13 protein-coding genes are annotated in these 12,231 nt (G+C 72.0%); 2 read left to right on the top strand and 11 right to left on the bottom strand.

Features of this window, described 5'->3' with window-relative positions; genetic code table 11:
• Positions 1 to 196 precede the first annotated feature (196 nt).
• Positions 197 to 529, top strand: a complete 333-nt coding sequence (locus tag ACZ5L9_RS17585) for an ankyrin repeat domain-containing protein (RefSeq protein WP_464530155.1) — start codon at positions 197 to 199, stop codon at positions 527 to 529.
• A gap of 104 nt (positions 530 to 633) precedes the next feature.
• On the opposite strand, the gene ACZ5L9_RS17580 is transcribed toward ACZ5L9_RS17585, so the two are convergent.
• The 5 genes from ACZ5L9_RS17580 to ACZ5L9_RS17560 all read right to left on the bottom strand — a co-directional run bounded on the left by ACZ5L9_RS17580 (position 634) and on the right by ACZ5L9_RS17560 (position 2,832).
• Positions 634 to 861: a hypothetical protein gene (locus ACZ5L9_RS17580; RefSeq protein WP_464530153.1), complete on the bottom strand. Its 228-nt coding sequence runs from the start codon at positions 859 to 861 to the stop codon at positions 634 to 636.
• A 134-nt stretch (positions 862 to 995) separates the two neighbouring features.
• The gene (locus tag ACZ5L9_RS17575; protein WP_464530151.1) at positions 996 to 1,484 is read right to left on the bottom strand and encodes a hypothetical protein; all 489 of its coding nucleotides are present in this window, start codon (positions 1,482 to 1,484) and stop codon (positions 996 to 998) included.
• Positions 1,485 to 1,551: 67 nt separating this feature from the next.
• The gene (locus ACZ5L9_RS17570; protein WP_464530147.1) at positions 1,552 to 2,103 is read right to left on the bottom strand and encodes a DinB family protein; all 552 of its coding nucleotides are present in this window, start codon (positions 2,101 to 2,103) and stop codon (positions 1,552 to 1,554) included.
• Between the two features lie 28 nt (positions 2,104 to 2,131).
• Positions 2,132 to 2,365, bottom strand: coding sequence for a DUF3099 domain-containing protein (locus tag ACZ5L9_RS17565; protein WP_464530144.1), 234 nt, complete (start codon positions 2,363 to 2,365; stop codon positions 2,132 to 2,134).
• An 11-nt stretch (positions 2,366 to 2,376) separates the two neighbouring features.
• Complete coding sequence (locus ACZ5L9_RS17560) at positions 2,377 to 2,832, bottom strand: MarR family winged helix-turn-helix transcriptional regulator (RefSeq protein ID WP_464530141.1); 456 nt, start codon at positions 2,830 to 2,832, stop codon at positions 2,377 to 2,379.
• 62 nt (positions 2,833 to 2,894) lie between these two features.
• Between ACZ5L9_RS17560 and ACZ5L9_RS17555 the strand changes: the two genes are divergently transcribed.
• Positions 2,895 to 4,361, top strand: a complete 1,467-nt coding sequence (locus ACZ5L9_RS17555; RefSeq protein WP_464530137.1) for an MFS transporter — start codon at positions 2,895 to 2,897, stop codon at positions 4,359 to 4,361.
• A gap of 83 nt (positions 4,362 to 4,444) precedes the next feature.
• Here ACZ5L9_RS17555 and ACZ5L9_RS17550 read toward each other — a convergent pair whose 3' ends face one another.
• The 6 genes from ACZ5L9_RS17550 to ACZ5L9_RS17525 form a co-directional block, all read right to left on the bottom strand.
• Positions 4,445 to 6,169 (bottom strand): DEAD/DEAH box helicase, encoded by a 1,725-nt coding sequence (locus ACZ5L9_RS17550; RefSeq protein WP_464530133.1) that lies wholly within the window; start codon positions 6,167 to 6,169, stop codon positions 4,445 to 4,447.
• A gap of 153 nt (positions 6,170 to 6,322) precedes the next feature.
• On the bottom strand, positions 6,323 to 7,768 hold the full coding sequence (locus tag ACZ5L9_RS17545; RefSeq protein WP_464530131.1) for a carboxyl transferase domain-containing protein: 1,446 nt from the start codon (positions 7,766 to 7,768) through the stop codon (positions 6,323 to 6,325).
• A complete protein-coding gene (locus tag ACZ5L9_RS17540) occupies positions 7,765 to 8,955 on the bottom strand; it encodes a CaiB/BaiF CoA transferase family protein (protein WP_464530129.1) in 1,191 nt (396 codons plus the stop codon). The genes ACZ5L9_RS17545 and ACZ5L9_RS17540 overlap by 4 nt, the downstream gene beginning before the upstream one ends.
• Complete coding sequence (locus ACZ5L9_RS17535; protein WP_464530125.1) at positions 8,952 to 10,388, bottom strand: amidase; 1,437 nt, start codon at positions 10,386 to 10,388, stop codon at positions 8,952 to 8,954. The genes ACZ5L9_RS17540 and ACZ5L9_RS17535 overlap by 4 nt, the downstream gene beginning before the upstream one ends.
• Entirely contained in the window at positions 10,385 to 11,902 is a 1,518-nt protein-coding gene (locus ACZ5L9_RS17530; protein WP_464530121.1) for a sodium:solute symporter family protein, read from the bottom strand. The genes ACZ5L9_RS17535 and ACZ5L9_RS17530 overlap by 4 nt, the downstream gene beginning before the upstream one ends.
• Positions 11,899 to 12,141, bottom strand: coding sequence for a hypothetical protein (locus ACZ5L9_RS17525; protein WP_464530118.1), 243 nt, complete (start codon positions 12,139 to 12,141; stop codon positions 11,899 to 11,901). The genes ACZ5L9_RS17530 and ACZ5L9_RS17525 overlap by 4 nt, the downstream gene beginning before the upstream one ends.
• Between the last annotated feature and the right edge of the window lie 90 nt (positions 12,142 to 12,231).

Below are 12,231 nucleotides of genomic sequence, written 5' to 3'. Positions count from 1 at the left end.
ATGACGACGCGGTCCGCCGCCCCGCGGTTCCATCTGCGCGGCGGGACGTGTCACTGCCAAGGACGTCGTTCGGTCACCGGTGTCCTCAGACGCGACGGGGTGGATGCCAGGACACATCGAGAGATGCGGATGTTGGTGTCGCGCATCGCCGCGCCAACAGGCGCCTTGCGGAGGTTGAACAGCCGCTGGTGGATGCTTGCCCTGTGACGTACATCGACGGGACGGCGAGGGCCGTACGGCACTGCACTACGCTGCGGGCGCCAACCGCACTGCGGTGGACTTGCTCCTAGATGCCGGTGCCGATCCGAACGTTGTTGCCGCAGACGGCACAACGCCCCTCCACGAGGCCGTCGCCCGACGGAACGTGGGTGGCGTTGAGAGTCTGTGCCGAGCCGGCGCTGACCGCCGTGCCGTCGATGCGAACGGACGCACGCCCCGGGATCTGATCGAGCCGGACGATGACGACGATGACGAGGCTGCTATCCGGACCGTCCTCGACGCGACGAGTGAGCCCGCCGGCGGCGCTTGACGCCCCAGTCTCGCGCGATGGCTCTCGGCAGTCACGTATCCGCTGGCAGGGTCCTCGTCCCGACCTATGGGCGCTCGGGCTCGAGAGCAGCACGGGCGCGCGGATCACTCCTCGGGGGCGTCAGGACTCCAGTGGACCGTGACGTCCCACCGGGGACCGTTCTCGGTGATCTCGTGATGGATCGTGACATCGAGGATGTCCATGGGGGCGATCTTCAAGTCTTCGATATGCGTGGCGACGCGACGCAGCAGGTGCGGGAGGTCGTTCTCGTGTTTGCCGCCGAGCTTGTTGGCGAGCGAGAAGTGTCGACTTGGATAGCCGCTGAACGTCATGGCGGTCATCGTGCCAGGCGGGTCAGGCGGGCGCCTGCGCAGAAGCACCGTCCGGCACAGTTCCGGTCGCCGGGAAGCGGTGCAGGTCAGCCGATCTGCTGGCGCAGCAACGGTAGGTGAATCCCGCTGACCGGTTACCGCCGGTCGCCCCCGGACGCTGGGCTGAGGTGCACCGTCACCGAGGCGAACCGGACGCCGAACTCATGGCCGGGGTAGAGGTGGAATCGGTGCTCGTAGGTGCCGTCTGCCGTGATGTCGATCTCGTCGGAGAGGAGCTCGACGGGGTCGTCGGTCAGTCTCGCGTCTCGCAGCCCAGCGGCGCCCGCCCCGATCAGCTCCGCATCGTGATAGGTGATCGCCGCGAACTCGTAGTCGCGCTGGAGATCGCCGATCAGCAGCCGCCAGGAGAAGGACGTCTCGTCAGACGTCCACTCCTGCACCTGAGCGTCGTGCAGGTACAGCGCTGCGAGCGTACGGACGTCGGCGGGAAGGTGAGGCGTCAGATCTGCGAGGTGGGTCGCGTAGTCCTTGATGGCGGCATCGATCTGCGTCTCGCTGAGCTCGCTGTCGTGCCACTCGTGCGTGAACCAGCGCATCACGTGCTGCCCCAGACGGTGCTTCATGCGGCGTCTCCGACGGAGTCTCATCTGCATGTCCTGGCAGGAGGCAGCGCGCGGGTGTGCGTCGGCTTCAACGGGACGTATGCGGGTGCGATCCGTCGGCCACGATCTGCTCGCGCAGGATGTCCGCATGGCCGCAGTGCTGGGAGAGCTCGCGCAACACGTGCAGGTAGACCCACCGCAGCGGCAGCGGGCCCCGACGGTTCCCGTGGAGGAGGTCGGTCAGGGCCATGTCGGCGACGGCCCGGCGTGATGCCTCGCAGGCCTCGAGGTGGGCCTGTCGGACCGTCCCGATGGTGTCGTCCTCGTGCAGGTCGAACGACTCGTCGGGGTCGGCCTGGATGCCCAGCTCGTCGCGGCTGCGGCAGGTGACCGCTTCGTCGAACCAGACCTTCTCGACGAAGGTCGCGTGCTTCACCAGGCCGAGCAGCGTGGTCTTGGAGGGCACCATCGATCGGCGGGCCTGTTCCTCGGTCAGTCCATCGAGGCACGCGTGAAGAGCGGCCCGGTGCTCGTCGAGGAAGACCTCGAACTGCACCCGCGCGGGTTCGTCGATGACGTCCTCCGCGGTGGTCGCGAGATGCCACCCCGTCGACGCTGCGGTTCGGAGATCGGATTCCACACCGGGATCGTAGGGGAGAGGCGAGCCGTCAGCGGTCCTCGCCGCGGTTGGCGACGATGGCGGCGATCGGCGGGAGCACCGCGGCGACGACGGACATCAGGACGGCTGCGGTCGTCGACCACAGTCGGACCACATTCCAGGCCAGCACGATCAGCACCACGCAGGTGCCCATCAGGGCGATGTACCACCGCCGTCGCCGCCGCAGGCGGTCCTGCTGCGACCGCGGTACGTCGCTGATGGTGAAGCGCTTGCGCCCAGGCATCGTCTCCACTCTCACACGGAGGTGGGCAGGTCGGCCTTCACCAGCCGACCCAGCAGGCCGACCGCTCGGGCCAGGGTCTCGCGCTCGGCCGCGTCGAGCTGCTCGTCGATCTCCGCGGAGAGCCATCCGGTGATCTCGCGACGCTGCTCGGCCAGGGCGTCGCGACCGGCGTCGCTGAGGGCATTCAGCGTCTGCCGGCCGTCGGTCGGATCGGCGTGCCGGGTGATGAAGCCGGCCGCGTCGAGCTGCTGCAGGGTGTGGGCCATCGACTGGGGGCGCACGTGCTCGAGGGCGGCGAGCTGACTGGCCGTCTGCGGACCGACGCGATCGATGGCTCGGAGCACCCCGAACTGGTGGGGTGGGCAGGCCGGGTTGGCCCGCATCCGTCGTACGAGCAGAGCCACCGCTGCCCGAAGGTCCTCGGCGATCACGGCGGAGCTCGTCGCCGATGCCTTCGTGTCGTCCACGGACGGAGACTACACCGACTCGTACAGATCATCTGTGCAGATCATCTGTATAGTCCGGCAATGTGACCGGCTTCCGCGAACGCGCCCTCGTCCCCGTCCTGATCTTCGTCGGCGGGGTGGTCTCCGTGGTCAGCAGCCTCGGAGCGCCGCTGATCCCGCGGCTGGCCGAGCGCCTGCACACCAGCGTCGGGAACGCCCAGTGGGCGTTGACAGCCACGGTCCTGGTCGCGGCGGTCTCCTCGCCGGTCGTCGGCCGACTCGGCGACGGTCGCCACCGCAAGCGGGTGATGCTCGTGTGCCTCGCCTTCGTCGTGGCCGGCGGCGCACTGGCGGCCGTGGCCACCACCCTCGCGGCGCTGATCGTCGGGCGTGCCTTCCAGGGGCTGGGCCTGGCCATCATGCCGCTGGCGATGGCAGCGGCTCGGGAGAACCTTCCCGTCGAGCGAGCGGCCCGCGCGATCGCTGCGCTCTCGGTGGTGGCCGCTGCCGGGGTGGGGCTGGGCTACCCGATCACCGGGCTGCTCGCCGACCACGGCGGTGTCGAGCTCGCCTACTGGGTGGGCACGGCCGTCACCGCGCTGGCGCTCGTGCTCGCGTGGCTGGTCGTGCCGGCGCCCGCTCAGACCGGTGGCAGTGGCCCGATCGACCTGCCCGGTGCGGTGCTCGTCGGCGCCGGCCTGCTCTCGCTGCTGGTCGCTCTCGACAAGGCCGCGGACTGGGGGTGGGGCTCGACCCGTGTGATCGTGATGCTCGTCGTCGGCCTGGTGCTGCTCGGTCTGTGGGCGCTCTACGAGCTCCGCGCCACGCACCCGCTGGTGGACCTGCGTCTCGTCCGCCGCCGCCCGGTGCTGACGGCCAACGTCAGCGGTCTCCTGCTCGGCGTGGTCATGTACGTCTCGATGGTGGGCATCACCGAGTTCGTGCAGCTGCCCGGCTTCGGCCTGGACGAGTCGATCTTCGTCGCCGGCCTGACGCTCCTGCCGCTGTCGGTGCTCAGCGCGTCGGTCAGCCGGACCCTGCCGTGGGTGACCGCTCGGGTGGGGCTGCGGCTGGTCATCCCGTTCGGCTCGCTGATGGTGGCGGCGGCCTCGGTGTTCTTCGCCTTCGGCCACTCCCACCTGTGGCAGATCTTCGTCAGCGCCGGGTTGCTCGGCATCGGCCTGGGCTACACCTTCGCGGCGATGCCCGGTCTCATCGTCGGCGCGGTCCCCAGCGAGGAGACCAGCAGCGCGATGGGCTTCTACCAGGTCTCGCGCTATGTCGGCTTCGCCATCGGCAGCGGCCTGGCGGTGACGCTCCTGCGTGCCTTCGGCACGGACGGCGTCCCGACCCTCGGCTCCTACCGGGACACCGCGCTGGTCGCCGCCGCCCTGGGCGTCGCGACCGCCCTGGTGGCGTGGCTGCTGCCCGGCCGGCAGCCCTCGGCACCGGCGTCGCCGGACCTCGAGGCGTTCGAGGTCGAGGAGGGCATGCTCGCGGCCGCCGGCCTGGAGGACCTCGAGTCACCGGTCGGCCGCGCCCGGCACTGAGAGAGGGACCTCGGGCCGCCTCGTCCGGCAGTCCTGGCCGTCAACCTGGTTTCCTCGGCCGTCGCGGGTGGTCGGCCCCGCCGTCAGGAGCCGTCCTCGGTCAGTGAGGCGGCCGGGAGCCAGTCCGCGCCGAGGAGCTGGGCGAGGTCGGCGAGCCCGGTGGTGTCGCTCCCGACCGTGTCGGAGGCAGCGGCGATCCGCTCGACCATCACCTTGCCGACCTGCTCCTCGACGGTGGCTTCCGCGTATGCGATGTGCCACGGCGAGACCTGGTGGTCGCGGTGGGTGCGCCCGGTCACCTGGCGCCCGGCGATGCCGGAGAAGCGGGCCTGGTGGAAGACGCCGACCCGCGGCTCGGTGCTCGCCTGGCGACCGTCGGCGAGGCGCTCGCCGGCGTGCAGGCTGATCGACGCGACGGTGGTGAAGACGCAGACCTTCGCCTGCCCGGTCTGGAACCGGAGCCGCTCGGCCTCGGCGTCGAACCGGTCGCGGCCGTAGATCGTGGCGACCTCGAGACCGGCGTCGCGCAGCCGGTCGGCGATCGGGTCCGCGGCGGTCGCGACGAACTCGACCGAGCACGCGACCTGGCGCTCGGCCTGCACCTGCTGGGCGATCCAGTCGACCGTCGAGTCGACCCGGATGAGCCCGGCCTTCTGCCGGAAGCGCAGCAGTGCCGCCCGGCCCTTGGCGACGTTGCGGCCGCGGCGGGCGATGTCCATCTCCCGGCAGAACTCGCCCCATTCGGCCTCGTACGCGCTCCGCTCGGACGGAGTGAGCGCGACCGGCATCCCGGAGATCGGCACCGGACCCCACGGCGCGGCGCGGTGCAGCATCGCCGGAGGTCGCTCCTCGTCGAGCCAGCCGCGCACCAGCTTGAGGTCCGCGGCGCGCCGGGCCGGATCGGTGGTCCAGGTGGCGCCGTAGCGACCCGGGTCGACGCCGACGCCGTGGCGCTCGAGGGCGGTGGCGAAGGCGGCGCCTGGCTGCGTCGCCGACGTCCAGTCCTTCATCGGCTCGCCGAGCGCCTGGGCGTAGGCAGGAGCGAGGTACGGCAGCTCGAGCGGCGTGTGGCCCGGGGTCGCGGTGGTTGCGATGACGAACGGCGCCTTGTCGTGCGGCTTCGCGTGTCCCGAGATCCGCGCCCAGAGCTTCCAGCGCTTCGTCGTCGTACGACGCAGGGCGTGGGCCTCGTCGGCGATGATCACGTCCCAGGTGTGGTCCGTGACCTTCTCGAGTCGGTCCCAGGTGATCACGACCCACTCCAGGCCGCCGTCGCCCAGCGCCGAGATGGTGCGACACCAGTGGCCGATGGTGATCGCTGCGGGCCGGTCGGCGACCACCAGGACGCGCCGGGCGCCACGGAGGTCGCCCACGGCCGTCGCCCCGAGGACGGCCGAGATCGTCTTGCCGACACCGGGCTCGTCGGCGAGCAGGAACTGCCGTCCCCCCGCCTCGGCGCGCGCGGCGATCGCGTCGGCCGCCTCGAACTGGATCCGGCGGGGCTCGAGCGTGTCACTCGGCGCAGGGGTGGGCATGGGGCTGGCGGGATTGAGGGTGTTCTCGATGAACCGCCCGAGCGTGTACGGACCGGGGGAGTACGGCGCCAGGTGCGACGGAAGCGCCCGGCCGACGTACAGGTGGGTCTTGACGGCCGGGTGCCAGGTGGCGCCGTCGACCTGGGTGCCGTACGGCACGTCGAGCACCCACAGCCGCTCGCCGGGTCCGGCCACCGGCAGCGGCCGGCGCGCCGCGCTCCCGCGTGCTGAGGCGCGACGTGGGCGAGCACGGGAGCGGCGTGGACTGGGCACCCGCGGACGTTACCGATTCGGTCCCCGAGGACCGAGGCGGCGCGCGCAGGTTTGCCCGCAAGGCGCCGTGGGAACTGCGGGATTGCCCGTTACGCACGTGGCACCACACGCCGAGCGCCCCGGCGACCTCGTGTCGCGGGGCGCTCGTGTGCGTCACCGTCCGAGGGGCTCGTGGACCCGACCTCGGGCGGCGGCCAGCTCCTCGACGACGGCGCTCACGACGACATCGGCCAACGTCTCCCCGGTGTCATCGCCGACCTCGGTGACGATCCGATCCACCAGCCCGTCCGCGTACAGGGCCGGCGCGCCGATCCGCTGCTGTCGTGCCATCGTGGCGGCGTGGTCGGTGTCGCCGTGCAGGATCACGCTGGCGCCCTCCGGCGGAAGCGGCGAGAGCCAGGCGTCGATCGCGGCGAGCCGGCGTCGGGCCGGGAAGAGCGCGAGCGCCCCGCCACCGCAGCCCTGACCGAGCAGGACCGACACGGACGGGACGGTCAGGCTCGTCAGGGTGGCGATGCAGCGCGCGATCTCGCCTGCCAGGGCGCCCTCCTCGGCGTCGGCGGAGAGCTCGGCGCCTGCGGTGTCGACGACGGTCACCAGCGGCAGGCCGAGCTCCTCGGCCAGCCGCATGCCGCGGCGCGCCTGACGCAGCGCGGCGGGGCCGAGCTCGGCACCCGGTCCCTGGCGGTCGCGGTCCTGCCCGACCAGGATGCACGGGACCCCGTCGAGCCGGGTCAGCGCGACCAGCACGGCGCTGTGCCGCTCGCCCTCGACGGTGCCGTGCAGGCGCACCGTGTGGGTCGCGGCCCGGCGCAGGAGGTCGCGCACGCCCACCCGGCCTGCCCCGCGCGTACGGGTGACGGCCTCCCAGGCGTCCAGATCCGATGTGACAGCGCTGTCGGGACGCACGTCGAGTCGCGGTGCCACCGGCGGGTCCAGCAGCACGGTGAGGGTGCGGTCCACGAGGTCGCGCAGCGCCGCGAGCGGCACGACGGCGTCGATGACCCCGCGCTCGGCGAGGTTCTCGGCGCTCTGCACGCCCGCGGGGAAGTCCCCACCGGCGAGCGCCCGGTAGACCTTCGGCCCGAGGAAGCCGATCAGCGCTCCAGGCTCGGCGATGGTCAGCTGGGCCAGCGAGCCCCACGAGGCGAAGACGCCGCCGGTGGTGGGATGACGCAGGTACGCCAGGTAGGGCAGTCCCTCGGCCCGGTGCGCCATCAGCACCCGGGCGATCTCGGCCATCCTCACGAACGCGGCGGTGCCCTCCTGCATGCGCGTGCCCCCGGACGCGGGCGCGGCCAGGATCGGCAGCCGCTCGGCGCTCGCGCGTCGTACGGCGGTGACGATCCGGGCCGCCGTCGCTTCGCCGATCGAGCCGCCGAGGAAGCCGAACTCGCTGACCAGCACCACCACGTCGCGCCCACCCACCCGGCCGCGGCCGGTGATGACCGCCTCGTCGGCGCCGGAGCGCTCGGCCGCCCGGGTCAGGGCCTGCGCGTACGCGGCATCGGCGCCCCCGTGCTGCGGCGGCTCGTCCCAGCTCTGGAAGGAGCCGGGGTCGAGCACCGCCTCGATCACGTCGTGGGCACTCGTCGTCACGGCTGCTCCAGCCAGGAGCGGACGTCGGCGGCGTGCTGGTCCAAGGTGGGTGGCGCACGGTGGCCGCGCGGCGTCCGCTCGCTGCCGTCCGCGGCGAAGAACCGCAGTGGCGGTCCGGGCAGCGTCAGCGTGCCGAGGCTGACGTGCTCGACGTCGACGAGCAGCCCCTGGCTGGCGGTCTGCTCCCAGGCGTAGACCTCGTCGAGGGTGCGCACCTTCCCGGCGGGGACGCCGGCCTCGTCGAGGCGGGCGAGCAGCTCCTCGGCCTTCCAGGTGGAGAAGCGGTCCTCGACCAGGGCACGGACCTCGTCGCGGCGTGCGGCCCGCTCGGGGTTGGTGGCCATGCCCTCGGTCGCGGGATCGACGTCGAAGGCGGCGCAGAACCGCCGCCACAGACCCTCGCTGCCGACGGCGATCTGGACGGCGCCGTCGGCGCAGCGGAACAGGCCGTACGGCGAGATCGAGGGGTGGTGGTTGCCCTGTGCCCGGCCGACCTCGCCGGCGATCGTCCAGCGGGTGCCCTGGAAGCCGTGCACGCCGACGACAGCGCTGAGCAACGAGGTCCGTACGACCGTCCCACGGCCTGTGCGCTCGCGCTCGTGCAGCGCCGCGAGTACGCCGTACGCGCCGTACATCCCGGCCAGGATGTCCGCGATCGGCGTGCCGACCCGTTGCGGGTCCTCGGGGCCGGAGCCGGTGATGCTCATCAGTCCGGCCTCGCCCTGCGCGATCTGGTCGTAGCCCGAGCGGCCGCCCTCGGGGCCGTCGTGACCGAACCCGGTGATGGACAGCACGACCAGGCGGGGGTTGAGCTCCTGGAGCCGCTCGATGCCGAGGCCGAGGCGCTCGAGCACGCCGGTGCGGAAGTTCTCGACGAGCACGTCGGCGCGCTCGATCGCCGCGAGCAGGACCGCGCGGTCGGTGTCGTCCTTCAGGTCGAGGGCGACGGACTCCTTGTTCCGGTTGGCCGAGAGGAAGTACGTCGACTCGCGCGCCCCCTCGACCGGGTCCACGAACGGCGGTCCCCAGCCGCGGGTGTCGTCGCCACGGGCGGGCGCCTCGATCTTGATGACCCGCGCGCCGAGGTCGCCGAGCATCATGGTGGCGTGCGGCCCGGCGAGGGCGCGGGAGAGGTCGACGACGACGAGCCCGGACAGGGGCCCCTGGATCGGTGCTGCGGTGCTCATGCTGCTCCCTGCTCGATGGTGGTGACGACGGAGGGTCGGCGCTCGAAGGCACGGGTGACCTGCTCCAGCGCATGGGCGATCTGGAGCGCGCCCAGGTCGTCGTGGTGCCCGGTGACGACCTGCACCCCGATCGGCAGGCCGTCGGTGGAGAAGCCGACCGGTACCGCGGTCGCGGGGCACTCGGTCGCGGTGACCATGCAGGCTGCCTGCATCCAGCCGAGGTAGTCGGGCATCGACACCCCGGCGACGGAGGCGGGATACTCCAGCGCCGCGTCGAACGGCAGTGCCTGGCTGGCCGGGAGGACCAGGGCGTCGTACTCCTCGAAGAACGCCTGGGCACGCACGAAGAGCGCGGCGCGCAGGCGCGAAGCCCGGGCGACGTCCTCACCGGTGAGGGCGCGTCCCGCCGCGACGTTGCCGTGGATGGTCTGCTTGACCAGCTCGGGCGAGCGCTCGACGAGCTCGCCCAGGCCGGTGAGGAAGTTCAGCGCCCGTAGGGTGCGGAAGACCTCCTCGGCACCGGTGAAGTCGAGCGAGGTGTGCTCGACCCGGGCGCCGAGGCTGCGCAGCGTCTCGGCCTGCGCCTCCACCATCGCCGCGACCTCGGGGTCGACGGCGACGGCTCCGCCGAGGTCGGGGGAGACGGCGATGCGGCGTCCGTCGAGGCGTTGCCGCAGGTGGACGACGAAGGCGCCACCGGCATCGGGCAGACACATCGGCAACCGCCGGTCGGGACCCGCCTGGGCGGAGAGCAGCAGGGCGGTGTCGGCGACCGTACGTCCCATCGGGCCCTGGACGCCGAGGGTGCCCCACGGGTCCCGGTTGGGCCAGGTCGGCACCCGCCCGGGCGAGGGGCGGTGCCCGACGACGTTGCAGAACGACGCCGGGTTGCGCAGCGAGCCGCCCATGTCGCTCCCGTCGGCCAGGGACACCATGCCGGCGGCGAGCGCCGCGGCGGAGCCGCCGCTGGAGCCGCCGGCCGAGCGGGTGGTGTCGTACGGGTTGCGGGTGAGCCCGAAGACCGGGTTGAAGGTGTGCGAACCGGCCCCGAACTCGGGCACATTGGTCTTGCCGACGATCACCGCGCCGGCGGCGCGCATCCGCTCGACGATCAGCTCGTCGGCGTCCGGGACGTCGTCGGCGTGGGCGGGCGAGCCGTGGGTCGTACGCAGCCCGGCGGTGGCGTGCAGGTCCTTCACCCCGAGGGTCAGCCCGTGCAGCGCACCGAGGGACGCACCGGTGGCCTGGGCCTCGTCGGCCGCGGCGGCGGCCTTCTCGGCACCCTCGACGTCGAGGGTCACGATCGCGTTGACCTCGGGGTTGGTCGCGGCGATGCGCTCCAGGCAGGCCGCCAGCAGCTCGCGGGCGGACAGGCCTCCGGTACGCAGGAGGGTGGCCTGCTCGGTCGCGGTCAGGTCGGCGGGCGAGGTCATCGCGCCACCCCCTCGGCGACGGCCGGGCGCGTGCTGGCGACGCCGACCTCGCGCGCGATGCCGTCCTCGTCGGTATCGGCGACGACACGGCCGGCGGCGCGCAGGGCGAGCTCGAGGGTGAGCGTGACAGCGACGTTGAGCAGCAGCGCGATCAATCCGTAGATGGAGACGGCGGTGGTCCCGCCCACTGTGCCGAGCACGTCGGGCTGCTGCTGGGTGAGGACCACCAGGGCCACGATCCCGACCAGCAGGCCGGTCCACACCGAGGCCAGCGACAGCAGCCGTCGTCGTCCGATGGCGGCCAGCACGGCCGGGGCCAGCTGGGTCAGGCCGGCGAAGGTGAGCAGCAGCATGTTGCCCAGCAGGGTCGGCTTCTCGATCGCGAGGTAGAGCGCCGCCGCGGTGGCCAGGACGACGACGGCGTGGTTGACCGCGAGCCGGGTGCGCTCGCTGCGGATCTCGACGATGTTGTTGGCGAGCAGGCTGGACATGGCCATGCAGAGCACGCCGGCCGGGACCATGGCGGAGGCCGCGGCCGCCACCGCGATGACGCCGGTGAGCCAGTCCGGCAGGGAGCCGTCGGCCAGCATCAGCAGGACCTTGTTACCGCCGCCCTGTCCCGGGTCGATGCCGGCGGTGACGCCGGTGAAGCCGATGATGACCGGCAGGATGATGACGACCTGGTAGATCGGCATCCAGATGTAGTTGCGCCGTGCGGACCGGCGACTGCCCGCGGCGAGGTAGGCCGGCCACTGGTGGGCGGAGGTCAGGCCGCCGACCGCGATCGCGCTGCTGAGCACGCCGGCGACCCACCACAGCTGGGTGAACACGCCCTTGTCGGGCACCGAGAGCAGCTCGGGGTGCGACTGTGAGATCTGGTGGAACATCGGGCCGATCCCGCCCGCGTAGTGCGCCGGCACGGAGACGACCAGCACGATCATGGCCACCACCATCAGCACGTCCTTGAAGTAGGCCGTGTTGGCGATGCCGCGAATGCCCGACCAGACCACGAAGGTCACGATGAGGACGCCGGCCAGGATCATGCTCCACACGCTGCCGCTGTGGCTGCCGGTGACCAGCTCGACGATGAAACCGAGTCCGGCGATCTGCACCTGCAGGTAGGGCAGCAGGAAGATGACCGCCACGATCGCGGTGAACCGTCCGAAGCTCTTCGAGCGGTAGCGGTGGGCGAAGAAGTCGGACTGGGTGAGGTAGCCGTGCCTCTTGCCGAGTGCCCATGCGCGGGGCACCAGGAAGTAGTTGCTGATGAACGCGATGGGCAGGTACGGGATCGCGTACGTGGCCGCGACGCCGCCGCCGAACGCGTAGGCGGCCACCGCGAGGAAGGTGAAGGTCGTGAAGACCTCGCCGGCCTGGAGGAACCACATGGTGTAGGCGCCGAAGCTGCGCCCGCCGACGGTCCACTCGGCCAGCGTGGCGGATGGACGACGTCGGGCGATCAGGCCGCACAGCGCGATGAGCAGGCAGCCGAAGAGGGTGACGGCGAGGATCATCGGACCGCCTCCGTCGTCACCGCGTCGTCCTCGGCGTCGGTCTCGCTGCGCTCGACGAGCAGGAGCAGCGGCGTGATCGCGATGACCCAGGCCGAGGTCCACAGGAAGAGTCGCGGCAGGCCCAGCACCAGGCCGGGGCTGTTCACGAACGGTAGGTAGACGCTGCCCAGCAGCGCCACGACGGGCAGGATCAGCAGGAGTGCCACGCGCGGTGCGCCGTGACGACGGGACGGGCTCATCGGGTCTCCTCGGGAGGGAACGGACCAGGGTGGATCGATGAGGCATCCTGTGGCGCTACGCCGGATCCCGACAAGAAGCACGACACAAGT

The organism is Nocardioides sp. JCM 18998, assembly GCF_055391535.1.
The sequence above is the reverse complement of the archived record's forward strand: the minus strand, read 5'-3'. Positions and strand labels throughout refer to the sequence as shown.